This window comes from Nocardioides dokdonensis FR1436, assembly GCF_001653335.1.
GTDB lineage: Bacteria > Actinomycetota > Actinomycetes > Propionibacteriales > Nocardioidaceae > Nocardioides > Nocardioides dokdonensis.
The window spans coordinates 3,878,531-3,900,232 of the sequence record NZ_CP015079.1 but is presented as its reverse complement, the minus strand read 5'-3'; the positions used below and the strand labels follow the sequence as shown (position 1 = coordinate 3,900,232).

The 21,702-nt window shown below is 74.0% G+C and carries 17 protein-coding genes; 12 read left to right on the top strand and 5 right to left on the bottom strand.

All coding sequences use genetic code 11. The features are described from left to right. Position 1: 1 nt before the first annotated feature. The 6 genes from I601_RS18360 (at position 2) to I601_RS18335 (ending at position 8,014) form a co-directional block, all read left to right on the top strand. Positions 2-1,381 carry a DUF4331 domain-containing protein gene (locus tag I601_RS18360; RefSeq protein ID WP_068112989.1) on the top strand — a complete coding sequence of 460 codons (1,380 nt, stop codon included), beginning with the start codon at positions 2-4 and terminating at the stop codon, positions 1,379-1,381. A 32-nt stretch (positions 1,382-1,413) separates the two neighbouring features. Next, on the top strand, positions 1,414-1,833 hold the full coding sequence (locus I601_RS18355) for a hypothetical protein (RefSeq protein ID WP_237089468.1): 420 nt from the start codon (positions 1,414-1,416) through the stop codon (positions 1,831-1,833). Between the two features lie 111 nt (positions 1,834-1,944). Then, positions 1,945-4,269 carry an HAD-IB family hydrolase gene (locus I601_RS18350; protein WP_068112983.1) on the top strand — a complete coding sequence of 775 codons (2,325 nt, stop codon included), beginning with the start codon at positions 1,945-1,947 and terminating at the stop codon, positions 4,267-4,269. Continuing rightward, positions 4,266-5,468: a zinc-dependent alcohol dehydrogenase gene (locus tag I601_RS18345; RefSeq protein WP_068112978.1), complete on the top strand. Its 1,203-nt coding sequence runs from the start codon at positions 4,266-4,268 to the stop codon at positions 5,466-5,468. Before I601_RS18350 ends, I601_RS18345 begins: the two co-directional genes overlap by 4 nt. Positions 5,469-5,478: 10 nt before the next feature. Next, positions 5,479-7,062, top strand: coding sequence for an NPN-dependent hydroxyacid isomerase, LarAH14/15/16 family (larAH, locus tag I601_RS18340; protein ID WP_068112976.1), 1,584 nt, complete (start codon positions 5,479-5,481; stop codon positions 7,060-7,062). Between the two features lie 13 nt (positions 7,063-7,075). After that, positions 7,076-8,014, top strand: coding sequence for a lysophospholipid acyltransferase family protein (locus I601_RS18335; RefSeq protein WP_068112973.1), 939 nt, complete (start codon positions 7,076-7,078; stop codon positions 8,012-8,014). A 24-nt stretch (positions 8,015-8,038) separates the two neighbouring features. Here the strand turns inward: I601_RS18335 and I601_RS18330 are convergent, their stop codons facing one another. From I601_RS18330 to I601_RS18320, 3 genes are all read right to left on the bottom strand, one after another. Next, on the bottom strand, positions 8,039-9,262 hold the full coding sequence (locus I601_RS18330; protein ID WP_068112970.1) for a Dyp-type peroxidase: 1,224 nt from the start codon (positions 9,260-9,262) through the stop codon (positions 8,039-8,041). Then, positions 9,259-9,867, bottom strand: a complete 609-nt coding sequence (locus I601_RS18325; RefSeq protein ID WP_068112967.1) for a copper chaperone PCu(A)C — start codon at positions 9,865-9,867, stop codon at positions 9,259-9,261. Before I601_RS18325 ends, I601_RS18330 begins: the two co-directional genes overlap by 4 nt. Positions 9,868-9,944: 77 nt before the next feature. After that, positions 9,945-10,670: a hypothetical protein gene (locus tag I601_RS18320; RefSeq protein WP_068112964.1), complete on the bottom strand. Its 726-nt coding sequence runs from the start codon at positions 10,668-10,670 to the stop codon at positions 9,945-9,947. 235 nt (positions 10,671-10,905) lie between these two features. Between I601_RS18320 and I601_RS18315 the strand changes: the two genes are divergently transcribed. Further along, a complete protein-coding gene (locus I601_RS18315) occupies positions 10,906-12,459 on the top strand; it encodes an AMP-binding protein (protein ID WP_068112961.1) in 1,554 nt (517 codons plus the stop codon). A 142-nt stretch (positions 12,460-12,601) separates the two neighbouring features. Here the strand turns inward: I601_RS18315 and I601_RS18310 are convergent, their stop codons facing one another. Continuing rightward, on the bottom strand, positions 12,602-12,907 hold the full coding sequence (locus I601_RS18310) for an antibiotic biosynthesis monooxygenase family protein (protein ID WP_068112957.1): 306 nt from the start codon (positions 12,905-12,907) through the stop codon (positions 12,602-12,604). Positions 12,908-12,945: 38 nt separating this feature from the next. Between I601_RS18310 and I601_RS18305 the strand changes: the two genes are divergently transcribed. The 3 genes from I601_RS18305 to I601_RS18295 are packed head-to-tail and all read left to right on the top strand — an operon-like array spanning position 12,946 to position 16,129. Then, the gene (locus tag I601_RS18305; protein WP_068112954.1) at positions 12,946-14,154 is read left to right on the top strand and encodes a Nif3-like dinuclear metal center hexameric protein; all 1,209 of its coding nucleotides are present in this window, start codon (positions 12,946-12,948) and stop codon (positions 14,152-14,154) included. Next, entirely contained in the window at positions 14,097-14,894 is a 798-nt protein-coding gene (locus tag I601_RS18300) for a zinc ribbon domain-containing protein (protein ID WP_237089467.1), read from the top strand. The genes I601_RS18305 and I601_RS18300 overlap by 58 nt, the downstream gene beginning before the upstream one ends. Continuing rightward, a complete protein-coding gene (locus tag I601_RS18295; RefSeq protein ID WP_068112951.1) occupies positions 14,891-16,129 on the top strand; it encodes a bifunctional RNase H/acid phosphatase in 1,239 nt (412 codons plus the stop codon). The genes I601_RS18300 and I601_RS18295 overlap by 4 nt, the downstream gene beginning before the upstream one ends. A gap of 16 nt (positions 16,130-16,145) precedes the next feature. On the opposite strand, the gene I601_RS18290 is transcribed toward I601_RS18295, so the two are convergent. Next, positions 16,146-17,747 (bottom strand): amidohydrolase, encoded by a 1,602-nt coding sequence (locus tag I601_RS18290; RefSeq protein ID WP_068112948.1) that lies wholly within the window; start codon positions 17,745-17,747, stop codon positions 16,146-16,148. Positions 17,748-17,855: 108 nt separating this feature from the next. Here I601_RS18290 and I601_RS18285 point away from each other — a divergent pair, with 108 nt between their 5' ends. Then, on the top strand, positions 17,856-19,739 hold the full coding sequence (locus I601_RS18285; RefSeq protein WP_335582174.1) for an ABC transporter ATP-binding protein: 1,884 nt from the start codon (positions 17,856-17,858) through the stop codon (positions 19,737-19,739). Continuing rightward, entirely contained in the window at positions 19,736-21,559 is a 1,824-nt protein-coding gene (locus tag I601_RS18280) for an ABC transporter ATP-binding protein (protein WP_068112946.1), read from the top strand. Before I601_RS18285 ends, I601_RS18280 begins: the two co-directional genes overlap by 4 nt. Positions 21,560-21,702 lie beyond the last annotated feature (143 nt).

The following is a 21,702-nucleotide window of genomic DNA, read 5'->3' as shown; positions in this document are numbered from 1 at the left end:
GATGTCCTCCCACCGCGAAGCACCTGAGATCTCCAAGGACCCCGTGGCCGACGGCACGGACGTCTACGCGTTCCGGAGTCCCGCCAACCCCGGCAACGTGGTCCTGATCGCCAACTTCATCCCGCTGCAGAAGCCGGACTCCGGTCCCAACTTCTACGAGTTCGGCGACGACGTCCTCTACGAGATCCACGTCTCCAACAAGGGGACCGCGCAGGCCGACGTCACCTACCAGTTCAAGTTCAAGACGAAGGTGCGCAACGACCGCACGTTCCTCTACAACACCGGGCCGATCTCCAAGATCGACGACGAGAACTGGAACCGGCCGCAGAGCTACACGGTCAAGCGGGTCAAGGGCAACGACACGACCACCCTGGGCAGCAACCTGCCGTGCCCGCCGGTCAACGTGGGCAAGCGCTCCACACCGGACTACGCCGCGCTGTCCGCCCAGGCCGTGCACCGGTTGCCGCGCGGTCGCAAGGTCTTCGCCGGCCAGCGCGCCGACGCCTTCTGGGTCGACCTCGGCAGCATCTTCGACCTCGGCGCCCTGCGCCCCTTCAACGAGGCGCACCTGATCCCGATGGGGGCGATGGACGGCATCAACTCGGTGCAGTCGTTCAACGTGCACACGATCGCGATCGAGGTCCCGATCGACGAGCTGACCCGGGACGGCTCCACGCCGTCCGACCCGATGGGCGCCACGTCGACCATCGGGGTGTGGGCCACGGCCAGCCGTCGGACCTCGCGGGTCTTCAACAAGAAGACCGGCACCTACCGCGACTTCGGCAAGTGGCGCCAGGTCTCGCGCCTGGGCAACCCCCTGTTCAACGAGGTCGTCGTGCCGATGGCCGAGAAGGACCTGTGGAACAGCCGCGAGCCCTCGGGCGACAGCAAGTACCAGAAGTACGTCTACAAGCCGGAGCTCGCCGGGCTGCTGCCGGTGCTCTACCCGGGCGTCTTCCCGAAGCTGGCGGCGTACGACAAGCAGCGCGCCGACCTGCACGCGATCCTGCTCACGGGCATCCCCGAGGGCGTGGTCCCGGGGTTCCAGAACTACACCGGCCCGGTGCCCTCGGACATGCTGCGCCTCAACGTGGCCATCCCGCCCAGCGACAAGCCCAACCCGCTGGGCCTCGTGGGCGGTGACCCGGCCGGGTTCCCCAACGGTCGCCGGCTCGAGGACAACGTCACCACGATCGAGCTCCGGGCCATCGCCGGCCTGACCATCCCGCTCGTCGATCCCTCCTACACACCTGACGACGCCGCGGCCGCGGTGGAGGACGGCTCGGAGTACACCAACTCGCCGCTGCTCGGCGAGTTCCCCTATCTCGGTCTCCCCGGTGGCGGGTACCAGACCGAGCCCGGCACGACGCAGGCGTCGTGACGGGGGTCGCGACCGTGCCGGGGAGCGGCCCCGTGGACCAGGACGGGGGCGTCCTGCCGCACCACCTGCAGGCGAACCTGGACGAGAACCCCTGGGCCGGCCAAGGATCGGTGCTGCTCGACATCGGGGGCGACGTGGGGGCCCTCGTCGTCGACATGCCGATCGCACTGGTCGGCCACGAGGTCGAGATCGACCCCGCGGACGGTCGCGACCACCCCCCGCACCAGCACAGCCACGAGCACAGCCACGAGCACGGGCACGGGCACGGCCACCCGCACCGGGCGCACGTCGCGGTCGTACCGCGACGCACCCCGGGCGGCACCCGGCCCTCGGTCGTCTTCCCCGACCTGGTCGAGGGCGGCTACCGGCTCTACCACCCGGGCACCGAGGACGTGGCCCTCACGGTCCAGGTCCGCGGTGGGGAGGTCACCTCGGCCACCTGGCCCACCTGAGGCACCGGGGCCCGGCGGAACCCGACCCGCCGGGCCCCTCCCGCAGACGCCCCGTCGTGGGTACGGTGCTGGTGCGGGCGCTCGAGGGGCCCTCGCGGCGAGGAGGGCTCCATGACGCAGGCACCGTCCGGGTCGGTGGTGCACAGGCTCGAGGGCCGGCACGTCCTGCTGACCGGGGTGACCGGCTTCGTGGGTGAGGCCCTGCTGCACCTGCTGCTCAGCGAGGTGCCGGGAGTCGTCGTGAGCGTCCTGGTGCGCCCCAAGGGAGCGACCAGGGGCAGCGCCCGCGTCGCGAAGCTGTTGGAGAAGCCGATCTTCGCCGAGGCCGTCGAGGCGGCCGGCGGCGTCGAGGCACTGCTCCAGACGCGGGTGCCGGTGGTCGAGGGCGACCTCACGGACGTCCCTGCGCTGCCGGGAGACCTCGACGCCGTGGTGCACTGCGCCGGGGACGTCAGCTTCGACCCGCCGGTCGACGAGGCCTTCCGGACCAACGTCGTCGGTACGCGTGACCTCCTCGCCCGGGTCGCGGAGGCCGGTCACGCCGGAGGGCGCGAGATCCACTACCTGCACGTCTCGACGGCCTACGTCGCCGGCCGGCGCCGCGGACACGTGCCCGAGGCGCCCGTGGACCACCAGGTCGATCTCGAGGCCGAGCTGTCCTGGGGGCTGGGCCAGCGCCGTGAGATCGAGCACCGCAGCCGCAGCGCCGACGTGCTGGAGGCCGAGCGCCGCAAGGCGGAGAGGGCGCACTCGAGGGCCGGGCTGCTCAACGCCGCCGCTGCCACCGAGCGGGGCCGCCAGGACTGGGTCGAGCAGGAGCTCGTGCGGGTGGGCACCGAACGTGCGCGCAGCCTGGGCTGGACCGACTGCTACACCTTCACCAAGGCCATGGGCGAGCGGGTCGTCGAGGCGCACGCCGCGGCCGGTCACCGCGTCTCGATCGTGCGCCCGAGCATCATCGAGTCCGCCCTGGTCCGCCCCCACCCGGGCTGGATCGAGGGCTTCAAGATGGCGGAGCCGCTGATCCTGGCCTACGGCCGCGGCGAGCTGCCGGAGTTCCCCGCGGCGGGCGACACCATCGTCGACATCGTCCCGGTCGACCACGTGGTGGCCGCGATCGTCGCGATCCTGGCCCACCCGCCGGAGCCCGGCGCAGCGGCGTACTTCCACATCAGCTCGGGGGACCGCAACCCGCTGAGCTTCCACGAGCTGTACGACCACGTGCGCGGCTACTTCGACGAGCACCCCTTCGAGGCGGGTGAGCGCGGCGCGGCCCGGCTGCCCGACTGGCGCTTCCCCGGGGCCGCCTCGGTGGAACGGCTGCTGGTGACCAGCGAGCGTGCCTTCAAGGTCGCCGACTACGTCGTCGAGCGCGTCCCGCGCAGCGACCGCACCCGCGAGCTGGCCCGCAAGCTCGACCGTCAGGGGCGGCGCCTGGAGTTCCTGCGGCGCTACCTCACGCTGTACCAGGAGTATGCCCAGGCGGAGCTGCGGTTCTCCGACGACCACACCTCGGCGCTGCGCGGCCGGCTCTCGCCCGAGGACCAGCGCACCTTCGCCTTCGACACCGCGGCGGTCGACTGGCGGGTCTACCTGCGCGACATCCACTGCCCGGCGGTCACTGCGCCGGTGCGCCGGCTCGACGAGCTGCGCACCCGTCGCCGGGCCGCCGGCCCCGGCCGCACCGCGGGCGGGTCGCGGCTGCGGGACCTCGGGACGAGCGAGGGGAGCGAGGTCGCCGCGTTCTTCGACATGGACGGCACCCTGCTGTCGTCGAACGTGATCGAGACCTACCTGTGGATGCGGCTGCAGGAGCTCGAGGGCGGCGACCGGTTCGTGGAGCTGGCCCGGGTGGCGGCCCGGGTGCCCGCGCTGGTGCGCGCGGAGCGGCGCGACCGGGGCGCCTTCCTCAGGGCGGTCTACCGCGAGTACGCCGGTGCGCGGCTCGCCGACCTCGACGCCGTGGCCGACGAGCTGCTGACCGACCACGTGCTCTCGCGCCTCGCCCCGGCCGCCGTACGACGCATCCGTGAGCACCGGCGCGCCGGCCACCGCACGGTGCTCATCACCGGCGCGGTGCGTCCGCTCACCCGGCCGCTGGCGCCGCTCTTCGACCACATCGAGGCCGCGGACCTGGCCACCGACCACGACGGGGTGTGCACCGGCCACCTGGCCGGCTCACCGGTGGTGGGGGAGTCCCGGGCGGCGTTCATGCGCGACTGGGCCGCCCGCAACGGCATCGACCTGTCGCTCTCCTACGCCTACGCCGACTCCCACTCCGACCTGCCGCTGCTGGCCGCGGCGGGCCACCCGGTGGCGGTGCGTCCCGACGTGGCGCTGTTCCGCCACGCCCGCAAGAACCACTGGACCATCGTCGACTGGGCCAGCGCGGCCTCGGCGAGCCGCGGGCTGGACCCCGCCGGGATGCGCCGATGATCCTCGCCCTCGAGATGTTCCGCTCGCTGCCCCGCACCGTCGCGGGCCGCGCGGTGGGGGCGCGGGTGCCGGGGCTGCTCTCGGGCTTCGCGGCCCCGCTGCGCTTGGTCACCCTCGACGCGCCGGTCGTGCAGCGCCCCGGGTGGGCGCGGCTGCGGACCCGCCTCTCCGGCATCTGCGGCTCCGACCTGGGGATGCTCTCGGGACGCACCAGCCTCTACTTCTCCGCGGTCGTGTCGCTGCCGTTCGTGCCCGGCCACGAGGTGGTCGCCGACCTCGTCGAGGACTGCGAGGACCTTCCGGCGGGCACCCGGGTGGTCGTGGATCCGGTGCTGACCTGCGCCGCCCGCGGCATCGAGCCCTGCGCGGACTGCGCGCGCGGAGCCACCAACCGCTGCTCACGGATCACGGTCGGCGACGTGTCCGCGGGCCTGCAGACGGGCTTCTGCCACGACACAGGTGGCGGGTGGGGCCAACAGCTGACGGCGCACCGCAGCCAGCTGCACCCCGTCCCGGGCGGGCTCACCGACGAGCAGGCCCTGCTCGTCGAGCCGGTGGCCTGCGCGGTGCACACCGCCCTGCGTGCCGGGGTCTCAGCGGGTGACCGCGTGCTGGTCAGCGGCGCGGGGGCCGTCGGCCTGTTCGCCACCCTGGCCCTGCGCCGCCTGACCCCGGCCGCCGAGATCGTGGTCGTCGCCAAGCACCAGCACCAGCGCGACCTGGCGCTCGCGCTGGGCGCCAGCGACGTCGTGGCTCCGGGCGAGGCGCTGCGGCGGGTCCGACGCTCGACCGGTGCCTTCCAGCTGCGGCCCGAGCTGTCCTCGCCGTACCTGCTCGGCGGGGTCGACGTCGCCGTCGACGCCGTCGGCAGCAGGCGGTCGCTGGAGACGGCGCTGCACGCGACCCGGGCCGGGGGCCGGGTGGTGCTCTCGGGGATGCCGGCCGCGGCCGACCTCTCGGCCGCGTGGTTCCGCGAGCTCGACGTGGTCGGCAGCTACGCCTCGGCGCAGACGGAGCCCGGCGGGCGCAGCGCCTTCGACCTCGCCCTCGACCTGGTCGGCGATCCCGCCCTCGCCGCCGTCGCGGCGGGCGTGGCCGCCTACCCCCTGCACCGCTGGCGCGAGGCGCTCGACCATGCGCACTCGACCGGACGCCTCGGCACCGTGAAGGTGGCCTTCGACCCCAGGAGAACGCAATGAGGAGGTCCCCGTGACCCGTCCCGGACTCGTCCTCGAGGTCGACGACCGCACCCCGCCGCTGGTGGTCCACGAGGGCCTCGGCTTCCGCCTCGAGGACTTCCCGCTCGGGACCCGGGTGATCTACCCGCCCGAGTCGCTGCCGGCGATCCGCGACGTCGAGGCCGCGATCCGGGACGCGCTGCTGCACCCCGTCGACAGCGACCCGCTGCCCGAGCGGCTCTTCGCCGGGATGCGGCTGACGATCGCCTTCGACGACGTGTCGCTGCCGCTGCCGAGCATGCGGCGACCCGACATCCGCCAACGCGTCATCGAGCAGGTGCTGACGATGGCGGCCGAGGCCGGGGTCGACGACGTCGAGATCATCGCGGCCAACGCGCTGCACCGGCGGATGACGCCCGCCGAGCTGGAGCACATCGTCGGGGAGCGGGTCTTCCGGTCCTTCCACCCCCAGGGCAGGCTCTACAACTTCGACGCCGAGGACCGCGACGCACTGGCCCACCTCGGCACCACCGAGCTGGGCGAGGACATCGAGATCAGCAAGCGGGCCGCGGAGTCCGACCTGCTGGTCTACGTCAACGTCAACCTCGTGGCCATGGACGGCGGGCACAAGTCGGTCGGGATCGGCCTGGCCTCCTACAAGAGCCTGCGCCACCACCACAACGCCCACACCATGGTGGCGTCACGCTCGTTCATGGACCACGAGAGGTCCGCGATGCACCACTCGGCCTGGCGCATCGGCCGTGTCATCAAGGACACCGTGAACGTCTTCCAGGTCGAGACCACGCTCAACAACGACGTGTTCCCCGCGCCCTACGAGTTCCTGATGAAGCGCGAGTGGGAGTGGTCGGTGCGCGACCAGGCGTCCATGCTCGCCGTGCGCCGGGGTCTGGCGCTGGCGCCGCAGAAGCTGCGCCACAAGCTCTTCCACGACCTGCGCGCGCCCTACGGGCTGACGGGCATCGCGGCAGGGGAGGTCGAGGCGGTGCACGAGCGGACGCTGGAGCGGGTGCACCGCCAGCAGAAGGTCGAGGTGCAGGGCGCCTCCGACGTGCTGGTGCTGGGGGTGCCCTACCTGGGGCCCTACAACGTCAACAGCTCGATGAACCCGATCCTGGCCACCTGCATGGGACTGGGCTACTACTTCAACTCCTACCTCAACCACCCCCTCGTGCGTCGCGGCGGCGCGGTGATCCTCTACCACCCGCTCGACGAGGGGTTCAACCAGCTGCACCACCCGTCGTACGTCGACTTCTACGAGGAGGTGCTGGCCGAGACCACCGACCCGGCCGTGATCGGGGCGACCTACGAGCGCCAGTTCGCCGAGGACCCGTGGTACCGCCACCTGTACCGCACCTCGCACGCCTACCACGGAGTCCACCCGTTCTACATGTGGTACTGGGCGGCGCACGCGATGGACCACGTCGGCGACGTCATCTGGGTCGGCGGTGACCGGCGGGTGGCCGCGCGGCTCGGGTTCCGGGCGGCCAGCACGCTGGCCGACGCGCTCGAGATGGCGTCCGGCAGCGTCGGCACCAGCCCCTCGATCACCTACCTGCACAACCCGCCGCACCTGCTGGCGGACGTGCGGGTCTGAGAGGGGACCGGCCATGGGATTCGTGCGCGAGGGCGTCGACGACGTACGCCGCACGGCACGCGGCTGGCGCTGGGGCAGGCGCTCGCAGGTGCCGCGCTCGGCCGAGCCGTCGACGGTGCCGGCCCGCGCGCAGGTGTTCGGCTCGGACTGGGCCCGGCGTCGGCCGGCGGTGGCGGCGCGCGAGGTCGCCCAGAAGGTCGGTCTCGCACCGGTCTTCCGCTCCCAGGTCCGCACCCGCGTCGAGGGGCTCGACGTGCTGGCGCGCACGCCGGGCCCGGTGATCTTCGTGGCCAACCACGCCTCCCACCTCGACACCCCGCTGCTGCTGCTCTCGCTGCCGGACGAGTGGCGCCGGCGCACCGCGGTGGCGGCGGCGGCGGACTACTTCTTCGACACCTGGTGGCGCGCGGTGGGCTCCTCGCTGCTCTTCAACACCTTCCCGATCGACCGGCGGGGCGGATCGATGTCCGCGACGCCGGGGGAGGTGCTCGCCGACGGCTGGAGCCTGGTGATCTTCCCCGAGGGCACCCGCTCGAAGGACGGGTGGGCGAGCACGTTCCGGATGGGCGCGGCCTACCTGTCGCACACCCACGACGTGCCGGTGGTCCCCGTCGCCCACCGGGGCACCTTCGCGGCGATGCCCCGGGGGGCCGGGTGGCCGGGCAAGGACGCCGGCGCCCGCCGTCCCCTCACGGTGCGGTTCGGCGAGCCGCTGCGCGCGGCCGAGGGCGAGTCGGTGCGCGAGTTCGCACCCCGCATCCGCGAGGCCGTGGCGGCGCTGCTCGACGAGGACGAGACGACCTGGTGGGAGGCGCAGCAGCGGCGGGCGGCGGGCGCCACGCCGGACCCGTCGGGGCCCGACGTCGCGACGTGGCGCCGGGTGTGGGCGCAGACCGAGTCGCCGGTGGTCGAGCCGCTCACCGGGCGCCGGGTGCGGGTCTGGCGGCGCTGAGCCGCGCCCGCCGACCCGTCCGGATCAGCCCAGCAGCTGCTCGCCGAGCCACGAGCCCTGCTCGAAGCCCGGGAGCACGGCGAACGCGGCCGAGCCGACGGTGGTGGTCCACTCGTTGAGCCGGTCGGCCTCGTCGAGCGAGCGCTGGACCGGCACGAACTGGTCGAGCAGGTCGGCCTGGTAGGCCAGGAACACCAGGCCGCTCTCCACCCGCACCCCGTCCCGGGTCTCGACCTCCCGGGTGTAGTTCACGCCCTTGCGGAACATCCGCCGGCCGCCGTTGAGGCTGGGGTGCGCGCGCCGCGAGTGCGCGTCGCGCGGCACCACCAGACGTCCCTGCGCCCGGGCGGCGAGGTCGAGGTCGTCGATCTCCATCCCGCCGGTGAGGGGCGCACCGTCCCCGAGCCGACGCCCGACCGAGCGTTCCTGCTCGTCGCGGGTCAGCTCCTCCCAGGTGTCGAGGTCCATCCGGATCCGGCGCACCGCCAGGGTGCTGCCGCCCGCCCAGGGGCCCTCCCGGACCCACACCGTCGAGTCGAACAGCGGTGTGCCGGGGCGGGGGTTGCCGGATCCGTCGACCTGCCCGAAGTGGTTGCGACCCGTCTGCGGGCGCCCGGCGGGGTCGGTCGGGCTCCACGACCCGACCTGGCGCCACCGCAGCCGCGCGAACGGCCGGGCGTCGGCGACCATGCGGCGCACGGCGTGGGCGACGGTGGTGCCGTCGCGTCCGGCGACCACGACGAGCAGGTCGCCCCCGCTCCAGCGGTCCTGCAGCCGGTCGCGACGCATCACCGGGATGGCGGCGAAGCCCGTCGGACCCGGACCGAGGAGGCCCGGACGGCAGGCTCCGGGTCCGGCCCCGACGGTGATGGTCAGGTCGGCGGCCGGCTGGGAGAGCCAGGGCGCGGGGTCCCCGGGTGCGCCCCGGCCGGCGGTGAGCGCCTCCACGTCACCGGTCCACAACCGCATCAGTCGCCCGAGGCTCTCGCGGTCGACGTCGGGCAGCAGGTCGAGCGCGACCAGCTCGGTGACCTCGGTGGGCGCCGTGGCCACGCCGGCCTGGTGGGCGCCCCAGGGCTCGATGGTGCGCCCCGGGGCGGGCGGCGCGGAGGCCGCGGGCGGGTCGTTCCCGGCGTCGGCGGCCAGCACCACCCCGGCCCCCAGGCCGGCACCGGCGACGGCGCCGGCACCGGTCGTGCCGACGTAGCCCAGCAGGCGGCGTCGGCTGACGTGAGGCGTCCCGGTCACGAGTGCGCGCCGTCCTCGCTGTCCTCGTCGTGGCCGTGCTCACCGGTGCCGGGGGCGTGGTAGTGCCCCTCCTCCTCGGTGAACTCCTTGACGGGGACGGTCAGGTCCTGGGTGCTGCCGTCGGAGAACTCGAGGGTGAGGTCGACCTCGTCGCCGGGGGCCAGGTCCTCGCGCAGGTCCATCAGCATGACGTGGTAGCCGCCGGGCTCCAGGACCTTGCCGCGCCCGGCCTCGACCACCAGCCCGTCGGTCATGGCCTGCATCGCCATCGCGCCGTCGACCATGCTCATCTCGTGCAGCTCGGCGGTGCCGGCGACGTCGGTGCTCGCACCGGTGAGGCTGACGTCCTCGTCGCCCCGGTTGTCGATGGTCATGAAGGCCGCGGACATCGAGGTGTCCTCGGCGCCCGCGGTGGCGCGCACCCAGGCGTCGCCGATCGTGATCTCGGCGCCCGATGCGGCAACGGTCGACGAGTCGTCCCGGGTCTCCTGGGCGCTCTCGGCGTCCTCCCCGCCGCAGGCGGCCAGGCCGGCGCCGAGCGCGAGGGCGAGAGCGGCAGCGGGCACGAGACGGCGGGCGCGACGGATGCGGGTGGGGGTGCTCATGGGTGTCTCCTCAGGGGTACGTCGTGGTGGCGCGCAGCAGCGCGCGGGCGCCGGGGCCGGACGGCCGGGCGCAGGGGTCAGGCGGCGAGGAGCGCCGGCGGACCGCGACGTACGACGAGACGGTGGGGCAGGGTGTCGGGCAGCGGCAGGCGGACGGGCACGGGCACCGGCAGGCGGCGGGCGGCGTCGAGGGCCCCCAGGACGGAGACCCGGACCCGCACGAGGGCGCCGGCCACGACGAGCGCGATCCGGACCCGCACCCCGGCCAGCAGGACGAGGTGCCACAGCGCGGACTCGCCGACGGCCAGCCACAGGCCCAGCGCGACCGCGCCGAGGGTGTGGGCCACCAGCATCAGGGGCCCCTGCGCGACGGTGTGCTCGACCAGGTGGCTCACGGTGGTGCCCAGCCCGTCCGTGGGGACACCCGCGTCGACGGCCCGGCCGCCCGCGGCGGAGGCGGTCTCGAAGTGGTCGGCCAACGAGCCGACCCGGCGACCACCGCTCTCGGAGGCGACCTGCAGGGCCGGTCCGCCGGCGGCCGACGCCACGGGGCCGGCCGCGGAGCCGGTGTGACCGGCGGTCGCGGAGAGGACGAGGTGGGTCAGGGCCTGGCCGCCGACGACGAGGGTGACCAGTCGGACCGCGGTGGCGCGACTGCGCAGGAACAGGGCTGCGGCGGCGAGGCACACCACCAGCAGCAGCACGAGCACCGGGGGAGGCGGCAGCAGGCCGTCAGCGGCGACGTGCGAGACGGTCCCGGAGGTCAGGACGACGAGGCCGAGGACCGCCGCGCGCGCCCACACGAACGCGCTCGTGGGGCGGGACAGGTGCTCCGCGCTCGCGATGTCGGCCTCCGGTGCTGTCCGGCGTGGTGGGTGCCCGGGACTCCGGCTCGGGCGGGGCCAGGGTACAGCCGGGCCCGACCGGGACCGCTCGTCGCCGCGTCGGTGCCGCTCGGCGACCGGGACGGCACGACGTACGGGCGGGCCGTGGGCGGTGCCTACAGTGGTGCTCGTCACGCGACCGCTTGGAGGAGCCATGTTCGTCCCGCTCAGCATCACCGACTTCATCGACCGAGCCGTGCAGGTCTACGGCGACCGGATCGGCGTGGTCGACGAGCCGGCCCAGCCGGCGACGCCGCTGGGCAGCAAGGGGCAGCTGACCTATCGCGAGATGGCCGACCTGGCTGCGCGCCAGGCCGCCCGCCTCGACGAGCTCGGCATCGGGGTGGGGGAGCGGGTGGCGGTGGTCAGCCACAACAGCGCCCGGCTGCTCACCTCGTTCTTCGGCGTGGCCGGCTACGGCCGGGTGCTGGTGCCGGTGAACTTCCGGCTGCGCCCCGACGAGGTCCAGTACATCGTCGACCACTCGGGTGCGCGGGTGCTGATCGTCGACCCCGAGATCGACGAGGAGCTGCGCGACGTCACCGCCGAGCACCGCTTCGTCATCGGCGACGACAGCCTCCTCTACGCCCCCGAGGGCAGCGTCCCGGAGCCCTGGGAGCCCGACGAGAACGCCACCGCCACGATCAACTACACCTCCGGGACCACCGCGCGACCCAAGGGCGTGCAGATCACGCACCGCAACATCTGGACCAACGCCGTCACCTTCGGCATGCACGCGGGCGTCAGCGACCGCGACGTCTACCTGCACACGCTGCCGATGTTCCACGCCAACGGGTGGGGCTGGCCGTTCATCGCCACCCAGGCCGGTGCCCAGCACGTGGTGATCCGCAAGATCGACGGTGCCGAGATCCTGCGTCGCGTCGAGGAGCACGGTGTGACCGTCCTGTGCGCGGCCCCGGCGGTCGCCGCCGCGGTGCTCGAGGCGGCCCAGGACTGGGAGGGCCCGATCCCCGGGCGTGACCGGGTGCGGATCATCATGGCCGGCGCACCGCCGCCGACGAAGACCGTCGCGCGCGTGGAGGAGGAGCTGGGGTGGGAGTTCATCCAGATCTACGGGCTCACCGAGACCTCGCCGCTGCTGACCATCAACCGCACCCGCGCCGAGTGGGACCACCTCGACGCCGAGGCGCGGGCCGCCAGGCTGACCCGCGCCGGCGCGCCGGCGCTGGGGGTCCGCCTCGCGATCTCGGAGGACCCGGAGAACGAGGGTGAGGTGCTGGCGCGCTCCAACGTGTGCCTCGAGGGCTACTGGGAGCAGCCGGGGGAGACCGAGCGCTGCCTGGCCGACGGCTGGTTCCACACCGGTGACGGCGGCTGGATCGGGGAGGACGGCTACCTCACGATCAGCGACCGGAAGAAGGACGTGATCATCACCGGCGGCGAGAACGTCTCCTCGATCGAGGTCGAGGACGTCCTCTTCTCCCACCCGGCCGTCGAGGAGGTCGCGGTCATCGGGGTGCCCAGCGAGAAGTGGGGCGAGACGATCAAGGCCCTCGTGGTGCTCTCGAAGGACGCCGAGGCCACCGAGGCCGAGCTGATCGCCTGGTGCAAGGAGCGTGCCGCCGGCTACAAGGCCCCGACCTCGATCGAGATCCGCGACGAGCTGGCCCGCACCGCCACCGGCAAGCTGCAGAAGTTCAAGCTGCGCGCGCCGTACTGGGAGGACCAGGGTCGCCAGGTCAACTGACCCGCGACCCGGCCCAGATGTCACCGCGACCCGGCTCGAATGTCGCTATGAGACGGCGCAGACATCCCGTCGAGGTGGCACGGGACATCCGGGCCGACTGGGTGGGACATCTGGGCCGGGTCGGCGGGAGATCCGGGCCGGGTCAGGAGGGGCGGACGTCCAGGACGACCTCGAACTCCAGCAGGTCCGCGCCGCTGGCGACGGGCTTGGCCCGCTCGCCGGCGTGGGCGGCCTGGGCGCCGCCGTCGCGCCAGGCGGCGAAGGACTCCTCGTCCTCCCAGTGCGTCACCACGAAGTAGCGGTCCTCGCCGGCCGTGGGGCGCAGCAGCTGGAACCCCAGGAAGCCGGGGGAGCCCTCGACGGCGCCGGCGCGGGCGGCGAAGCGCTTCTCGAGCTCGGGGCCGGCCTGGGGCGGGACGGAGATGGCGTTGATCTTCACGACGGGCATGGCGCCAGCCTAGGGGGCGGCGCCGATAGCCTCCCGGCATGGACGCGACCACCGGGACCAGTGCGCACACCGAGATCACGCTGAAGGACGTCGTCGACCTGGTGCACGGGTGGTACCCGCCCGGCACCGCCGACTCCTGGGACCGCGTCGGGCTCGTCCACGGCGACCTCGCCCAGCCGGTACGCCGCATCCTCCTGGCCGTCGACCCGACCCCGTCGGTGGCGCAGGAGGCCGCGGAGTGGGGCGCGGACCTGCTGATCGTGCACCACCCGCTGTTCCTCAAGGGCGTGCACGGCTTCACCACCGAGACCCCCAAGGGCCGCACCCTGCACACGCTGGCCCGGGCCGGGTGCGCCCTGCTGGCCGCCCACACCAACGCCGACCAGGCCGTGGGCGGGGTGTCGGAGTCGCTGGCGCTGGCCCTGGGCCTGGAGGACCTGCGCCCGATCGTGCCGGCCGAGCGGCCGCCGCTGGACAAGCTCACGGTGCTGGTGCCGGTCGAGGACGCCGACCGGGTGCGCGCCGCGCTCGCCGACGCGGGAGCCGGCCGTCTCGGCGACTACGAGGCGGCCTCCTTCACCGTGGAGGGGCACGGACGCTTCCGCCCGATGCGGGGCGCCTCCCCGGCCATCGGCACGGTCGGGGAGCACGAGCGGGTCGACGAGGCGCGGATCGAGGTGGTGCTCCCGGCCTCGCGGCGCGCGGACGTGGTGCGCGCGATGCTGGCGGTGCACCCGTACGAGGAGCCGGCGTACGACGTCGTCCAGGTCGCCGACCCGGGGATCTCCATGACGGGGACCGGCCGGACCGGTGTCGTGGCTGGAGGCGTCACGACCCTCGCGGACCTCGCCGCCCGGGTCGCCGAGGTGCTGCCCCCGACCGCCCACGGGGTGCGGGTCGCGGGCGACCCGGACCGGGAGGTGCGCCGGGTCGCGGTGTGCGGCGGCGCCGGCGACTTCCTGCTCGACACCGTGCTGCAGGGCGACGCGGACGTCTACCTCACCAGCGACCTGCGCCACCACCCCGCGTCGGAGTTCCTGGAGCACGGAGGGCCGGCGCTGGTGGACGTGGCGCACTGGGCGGCGGAGTGGACCTGGCTGCCTGCGCTCGAAGCGCGACTCCGGGCCGCGCTGGTCACCGACCGGGGCGCTACGGTGGAGGCCCGCGTGAGCACCCGTTGCACCGATCCGTGGACCTTCCGAACCGGCGGCGACGTGCCGCACCCAGATGCCAGGAGAGACCACTGAAAGCCGACGCGACCGCCCAGGTCACCCTGCTCGACGTCCAGGAGCTCGACTCCCGGGCCGACCAGCTGCGCCACCAGCGCCGCAGCCTGCCCGAGATCGCCCAGATCGAGGAGCTGCAGGCCACCCGCACCGACCTCGAGGACCAGGCCCGCGACGCGCGCATCGTCGCCGACGACCTGAGCGCGGAGCAGAAGAAGGTCGACGCTGACGTCGAGCAGGTCAAGGCCCGCCGCGCCCGCGACCGGCACCGCATGGACACCGGCCAGGTCGGCAACCCCAAGGACCTGGAGCGCCTCGGCCACGAGCTGGAGTCCCTCGAGCGGCGGATCACCAGCCTCGAGGACGACGAGCTCGAGGTCATGGAGCGCCTCGAGGAGGTCCAGTCGACCTTGGACTCCCTCGCCAAGATCATCGAGCAGACCGACGCCGAGCTCGGAGAGCTCCTCGCCGCGCGCGACGAGAAGGTCGCCAAGATCGACGTCGAGCTCGCCGAGGTCGAGGCCCAGCGCGAGCCCGCTATCGAGGGTCTGCCCGAGGACCTGCTCGCCCTCTACGAGAAGCTGCGCGCCGCCAAGGGCGGGGTGGGTGCGGCGAAGCTGCACCAGCGGCGCTGCACCGGCTGCCAGCTCGGCATCGACAACGCGGAGCTCGCGGTCATCCGGGTGGCGCCCGCCGACCTCGTCGTCCGCTGTGAGGAGTGCAGCCGCATCCTCGTGCGCACCGCAGAGTCGGGCCTGTGACGCGGCGCGTCGTCGTCGAGGCCGACGGCGGCTCGCGCGGCAACCCCGGCCCGGCGGCGTACGGCGCCGTGCTCAAGGACGCCGCGACCGACGAGGTGATCGCCGAGGACGCCCGCACCATCGGGGTCGCCAGCAACAACGTGGCGGAGTACTCCGGGCTGGTGGCCGGGCTGCGCCTGGCCGTCGACCACGCCCCCGGCGCGTGGGTCGAGGTCCGGATGGACTCCAAGCTCGTGGTCGAGCAGATGTCGGGACGCTGGCGGATCAAGCACCCGGACATGCAGGCCCTGGCGGCCGAGGCCGGCGAGGTGGCTCCGCAGGGCACGACGTACACCTGGATGCCGCGCGCCCGCAACGCGCACGCCGACCGGCTCGCCAACGAGGCGCTCGACGGGGTGCGCGAGGGCGTGGTCGTCGCCGGCGCCGCACCGCTGCCTCCCGAGGAGCGCACCGACCGGACCCCCGACGAGGAGTCGCTGATCGAGGAGATCGAGTCGCCCGGGGCCACCCGCGGCGACGCGCCCCGCGACCAGGCGGGGCACCGCGGCTGGACCGGCCCCTCGGCCGCCCCGACCACGCTGGTGCTCGTGCGCCACGGGGTCACCCGGCACACCGCCGCCAAGCGGTTCTCGGGCGGGCTCGGCGGCGACGACCCGGCCCTCAGCGAGGAGGGGCTGGCGCAGGCCCGCGACACCGCCGACTGGCTGGCCGGCCTGGGTGAGCGCGTCGACGCCGTCGTCTCCTCGCCCGTGCGCCGCACCCGCGAGACCGCCGAGGTGGTCGCGGCCCGGCTGGAGCGTCCCGTGGCGATCGAGGCCGGGTTCGCGGAGATGGAGTTCGGCGAGTGGGACGGGCTGACCTTCACCGAGGTCGCCGAGCGCGACCGGGCGGGTCTGGACGCGTGGCTGGCGTCGATGGACACCGCGCCTCCGGGCGGCGAGTCGTTCCGCACCGTGCAGAAGCGGGTGCTGGCAGGGCTCGACCGGGTGCTGAGCGAGCACGCGGGTCGCACCGTGGTCGTGGTCAGCCACGTCACGCCCATCAAGACCCTCGTCGCCCACGCCCTGGACGCCCCGCTGGACGCGGTCTACCGCATGGAGCTGTCGCCGGCGTCGGTGACGGTCCTGTCGTTCTACTCCTCGGACCAGGCGGACGGCGCGCCCCGTGGCTCGATGCGGCTCTACAACGCACTTCCGCCCGGTGACCGCGCCACCCTGGAGCCCGGGCGCTGGTAGCAGTGCCGCCCGGTCCTCACGCCGTCTGGTGGACGGTGCGGCCCGCGACCACCGTGCGCAGCAGCCGGGGGAGGGCGGCGCCGGGATCGAGCACCGGGATCCCGTCGGCGTCCAGGCCGGCCGGGGTCTCCCAGACGGCGAGGTCGGCCACCCAGCCGGGCGCGAGCCGGCCGCGCCGGCCCTGACGCGCCGCTGCCCACCCGCCGTGGGTGTGCGCGGCCAGTGCCACGCGCGGGCTCAGTCCCTGATGAGACACGTGGTGGTGCACCGCCGCGCGCACCGCCGCCCACGGGCCGAGCGGCGTGACGGGCGAGTCCGAGCCGAGCGCCAGGGGGACTCCCGCCGCTGCGAGGTCGTGCCACGGGTTGGTCTCGCGCCAGCGTCGGCCCAGCCGTGCGGCGTACATGCCGGAGGGCCCGCCCCACAGACCGTCGAACAGCGGCTGCACGCTGGCGGTGACGCCGAGTCGGCCCAGCACCTCGATGGTCGCGCGGGAGGGCATCTCGACGTGCTCGAGACGGTGTCGCGCGGCCCGCACGGCCTCGTCGCCGAGATCGGCGGCCGCGCCGGCGAAGCCCTCGCCGACGGCGTCGAGGGCGGCATCGCCGATGCAGTGGAAGCCGGCCTGGATGCCGGCGCGGGTGCAGACCACCACGTGCTCGCGCACCTGCTCGGCGCTGACGTAGGCGTGCCCGCAGCCGGGACTGTCGGCGTACGGCGCTCCCAGGGCCGCCGTGCGGGAGCCGAAGGCACCATCGGCCACCAGGTCGCCGGCGAGGCCGGCCACCTCGAGCCGCGCCGCGGTCTCGACGGCCATCAGCTCGCCCCAGTAGACGGTGGCGGCCAGACCGACCTCGTCCGCGGCCCGACGCACCAGGGCGATCTCGGACTCGGGCCCGATGTGCGGCGCGGCGTTCTCGTGGAAGCCGGCGATCCCCACGGCCGCCATCGCCCGGCACGCGGCGCGGGCGGCACCGAGCCGCTCGGTGTCCCCGATGAGGTTCTCCAGCGTGTGCCGCACCGCGTGGTGGGCATCGCGCTCGACCCGGCCGTCGGGGGACCAGCCCTGGAGGTCCACCAGCCCGGGCACCAGCGAGGCGAGGGCCGGGGAGACGACCGAGGAGTGCCCGTCGACCCGGGTGAGATAGGTACGTCGCCCGGGCGCGGCCCGCTCCAGCTCGTCCCCGGTCGGCGGGCGGCCGGCGCGCCACGGGGTCTCGTCCCAGCCCTGCCCGACCAGCACCGCGTCGTCCGGGTGGCGCGCCGCGTGCGAGGCCACCGCGGCGAGCACGTCGTCGAGCCCCGACGCGGCGGCGTACGTGGCTGCGGACAGGTCGAGGCCCGTCAGCGCGAAGCCGGTCCGCACGGTGTGCACGTGGCTGTCCACGAAGGCCGGGGTGACCAGTGCGCCGCGGAGGTCGACGACCTCGGGCGCGTCCGTGCCGGTGCCGATCCATCCCGCGGCGTCGTCCTCGCTGCCCCACGCGACCACGCGGCCGGCCTCGACGGCCAGGGCGGTGGGGCCTGCCTCGCCCCGGCCCGGGGTGCCGGGGTCGAGCAGACGGGCTCCGCGCAGCACCGAGCGGGCGGCGGGAGCGGCGGGGCCGGTGGCGTCCATGAGGCCACCTTAGGAGGAGTGTGGGAGGTTCGTGACGAGCGGGAATAGCCGCGGCCGCCGCAGGGTTTGCCTGCGGTCGGAGGGACGTGCAGGAGAGGGCAGGCAGCGGTGAGCCAGGTCGTGGACGAGGTCGTGGACGACGAGCCGGGACAGCGCCCCGCCGCACCGCCCGCGACCCCGTCGCGCAGCCGCGCCACCACCACCCGCGACGGCTTCGCGGTGCTGTGGGTGGCGATCAAGCGCGAGCCGTGGGTCTTCGCGGTCTCGACCCTGGGCAGCATCCTCTTCGGCGCCCTGACGGTCGCCGACGCGTGGGTGCTGGGCTGGTCGACCGAGCACGTCCTGCTGCCGGCCTTCGAGACCGGTGAGATCGGCTCCGGCCTGCTCTGGGCCGTCTTCGGGCTCTTCCTCGGAGTGGCCATCCTGCGGGCGGTGGGCATCGTCGCGCGCCGGCTGGGCGCCGGGATCATGCAGTACCGCATGCAGGCCCACACCCGTCGCGCCGTGACCCGGCAGTACCTCGCCCTGCCCATGGAGTGGCACCAGCGCCACCCGACCGGCCAGCTGCTCTCCAACGCCAACTCGGACGTCGAGGCCGCCTGGGGACCGGTGGCGCCGCTGCCGATGGCGGTGGGCACCGTCGCGATGATGGTGATCGCGGTCGGCCAGATGCTCGTGGCCGACCTGGTGCTGGCCGTGGTCGGCCTGCTCGTCTTCCCCTGCGTGATCGCCGCGAACATCGTCTTCCAGCGGCTCAGCTCGCCGCTGATGACGCGCGCCCAGCAGCTGCGGGCCGAGCTCTCCGAGGTCGCCCACGAGTCCTTCGACGGCGCCATGGTGGTCAAGACCCTGGGCCGCGAGGGCGAGGAGACCGAGCGCTTCTCGGCCAAGGCGCAGGAGCTGCGCGGTGTGCTGGTGCGTGCCGGACGCATCCGGGCGATGTTCGACCCGGCCCTGGCGGCGCTGCCGAACCTCGGCGTCCTCGTCGTCCTGGCGGTCGGCGTCGCGCGCGTCCAGACCGGTGCCACCGACCCGGGCAACGTCGTGCAGGTCGCCTACCTGCTCACGATCGTCTCCTTCCCCATCCGCTCGATCGGCTGGCTGCTCGGCGAGTTCCCGCGCAGCGTCGTGGGCTTCCGTCGGGTCACCAGCGTCCTGGACGCCACCGGTGAGATGACGTACGGCGCCTCCTCGCTCGCGGGCACCGACGTCGCCGGCGCGCGCCTGGAGATCGACGGGCTGACCTACGCCTACGAACCCGGGCGACGCCTGCTGGACGACCTCAGCTTCACCGTCGAGCCCGGCCGCACGGTCGCGCTCGTCGGCGCCACGGCGTCGGGGAAGAGCACGCTGACCTCGCTGGTCAGCCGGCTGGTCGACCCCGACGAGGGGCGCGTCGTGCTCGACGGGCAGGACCTGCGCGAGCTCGCGCCCGGCGAGCTGGCGGCGGCCGTGGCCCTCGTGCCGCAGACCGCGTTCCTCTTCGACGACACGGTGCGCGGCAACATCACCCTCGGACTCGAGGCCAGCGACGAGGAGATCTGGGCGGTGCTGCGCGCGGCCCAGGCCGACGGCTTCGTCGCCGCCCTGCCCGACGGTCTCGACGCCCGCCTCGGCGAGCGCGGCACCTCCCTCTCGGGCGGGCAGCGCCAGCGGATCTCGCTGGCCCGGGCCCTCGTGCGCCGCCCGCGCCTGCTCGTGCTCGACGACGCCACCTCCGCGGTCGACCCCGAGGTCGAGGCGCGCATCCTGGCCTCGCTGCGCGGCACCGGGTCCGGCGCCGACCGGCCCAGCCTGCTGGTGGTGGCCTACCGCAAGGCCACCATCGGGCTGGCCGACGAGGTGGTGCACCTCGAGGACGGTCGCGTCGCGGACCGCGGCACGCACGCGGAGCTGCTCGCCCGCAGCGCGTCGTACGCCGCCCTGGTCAACGCCTACGAGGACGAGCCCGACGCGGTCGGTGCCGTCGCCACCACGGGGGAGCCGTCATGAGCGCCGTCCGCGCCGCCTCGAGCTCGGGCACCGAGCTCGACACCGGCGAGGAGATGCGCGCGCTGGAGACCATCCGGCGCGGGCTGCACCACTCGCCCGAGCTGACCATCGGCATCCGGGGCACCCTGGCCTACGCGGTGCTGGCCTCCGCGGGCCAGGTCGTCGTCCCGGTCGCGGTGCAGCAGACCCTCGACCGCGGCCTGGGTGCCGACGCCGGTCCGGACCTGGCGTTCACGGCCTGGATGGGTGTGGTCGCCGGGTTGGCGATCGTGCTGACCTCCTGGGCCTCGTACAAGATGACCAGCCGGCTGTTCCGCACCGCCGAGGGCGGCCTGGCCACGCTGCGCACGAAGGCCTTCCGCCACGTCCACGACCTGCCGCTGCTGACCCAGAACACCGAGCGCCGCGGGGCCCTCGTGGCGCGGGTCACCAGCGACGTCGACCAGGTCAGCCAGTTCCTGGTCTTCGGCGGCCTGCTCTTCGTGGTCAGCATCGGCCAGGTGGTGATCGCGACCATCGTGATGCTCGTCTACTCCTGGCAGCTCACGCTCGTCGTCTGGTTGTGCTTCGCCCCGCTGTTCATGTCGCTGAAGTACTTCCAGCGCAAGCTGTCCCTGGCCTACGGCATCGTGCGCAACCAGGTCGGCGTGATGCTCTCGGCGATCTCCGAGCCGGTCGTCGGCGCCGCCGTCGTGCGGTCGTACGCCGTGCAGTCGCGGACCCAGGACCGCATCGACCGGGCCGTCGACGCGCACCGCGCCGCCAGCACCCGGGCGCAGGGGTTCACGGCGTTCTCGTTCTCGCTCGGTGGCGTCTCGGCGGGCCTGGCCAACGCCGGGGTGATCGTGATCGGCGTGCTGCTCGGCCTCGCCGGCGACATCAGCGCGGGCGAGGTGCTCGCCTTCGCCTTCCTGGTCACCCTCTTCGTGGGCCCCGTGCAGATGGGCACCCAGATCCTCACCGACGCCCAGCTCGCGATCGCGGGCTGGCGCCGGGTGATCGGCATCCTCGACACCCCGGCCGACCTCGTCGACCCCGGCCCGGCCGGCCACGACCTGCCGCCGGGACCGATCGACGTCCGGTTCGACGAGGTCACCTTCTCCTACCCCGGTGGCCCACCGGTGCTGCGCGACGTGGACATGTCGATCGACGCCGGGCGCCGGGTCGCCATCGTCGGCGAGACCGGGTCGGGCAAGTCGACGTTCGCCAAGCTGTTGACGCGGCTGATGGACCCCAGCGAGGGCGCCGTGCTGCTCGACGGGGTGGACGTGCGCGACATCGCCCAGGCGACGCTGCGCCGAAGCGTGGTGCTGGTGCCTCAGGAGGGTTTCCTCTTCGACGACACGATCACCGCCAACGTGCGCTACGGCAAGCTCGACGCCACGGCCGAGGACATCCTCGCCAGCGCCGACGAGCTCGGTCTCGGGGACTGGCTGGCCGGGCTGCCGCGCGGGTTGGACACCCGGGTCGGCCAGCGGGGCGAGTCCCTGTCGGCCGGGGAGCGCCAGCTGGTCGCCCTGCTGCGCGCGCACCTCGCCGACCCCGACCTGCTGGTCCTCGACGAGGCCACCAGTGCCGTGGACCCCTCGTTGGAGATGCGCATCGGCCGGGCCCTGGAACGGCTGATGAGCGGGCGCACCTCGGTGACCATCGCGCACCGCATGTCGACGGCCGAGGCTGCCGACGAGGTCGTGGTGGTCGACCAGGGCCACATCGTCCAGCGCGGCCCGCATGCCGAGCTGGTGACGCAGGAGGGCTCGGTGTACGCCGGCCTGCACGCCTCGTGGGTCGCCCAGCAGGGACATCCGGGCAGCTCCTGATCAGACGCGGCGGGTACCGCCAGTGGTCTGGACCGCCAGGTCTAGTCCTCGGAGGTGGCTGAGGGTCTTCTTTACCCCCAGCCGTAACACCCCAGGGGGTCTCACGGTTGACGCCGTGCCGACCCCTCTCGGGCGGTGCCGCG

Excerpts from the sequence above, each read along its gene's own strand:
- I601_RS18280 (WP_068112946.1), top strand. The coding sequence starts at position 19,736 with ATGAGCGCCGTCCGCGCCGCCTCGAGCTCGGGCACCGAGCTCGACACC.
- I601_RS18290 (WP_068112948.1), bottom strand. The coding sequence starts at position 17,747 with ATGGACGCCACCGGCCCCGCCGCTCCCGCCGCCCGCTCGGTGCTGCGC.
- I601_RS18315 (WP_068112961.1), top strand. The coding sequence starts at position 10,906 with ATGTTCGTCCCGCTCAGCATCACCGACTTCATCGACCGAGCCGTGCAG.
- I601_RS18360 (WP_068112989.1), top strand. The coding sequence starts at position 2 with ATGTCCTCCCACCGCGAAGCACCTGAGATCTCCAAGGACCCCGTGGCC.
- I601_RS18305 (WP_068112954.1), top strand. The coding sequence starts at position 12,946 with ATGGACGCGACCACCGGGACCAGTGCGCACACCGAGATCACGCTGAAG.
- I601_RS18345 (WP_068112978.1), top strand. The coding sequence starts at position 4,266 with ATGATCCTCGCCCTCGAGATGTTCCGCTCGCTGCCCCGCACCGTCGCG.
- I601_RS18350 (WP_068112983.1), top strand. The coding sequence starts at position 1,945 with ATGACGCAGGCACCGTCCGGGTCGGTGGTGCACAGGCTCGAGGGCCGG.
- I601_RS18310 (WP_068112957.1), bottom strand. The coding sequence starts at position 12,907 with ATGCCCGTCGTGAAGATCAACGCCATCTCCGTCCCGCCCCAGGCCGGC.
- I601_RS18335 (WP_068112973.1), top strand. The coding sequence starts at position 7,076 with ATGGGATTCGTGCGCGAGGGCGTCGACGACGTACGCCGCACGGCACGC.
- I601_RS18325 (WP_068112967.1), bottom strand. The coding sequence starts at position 9,867 with ATGAGCACCCCCACCCGCATCCGTCGCGCCCGCCGTCTCGTGCCCGCT.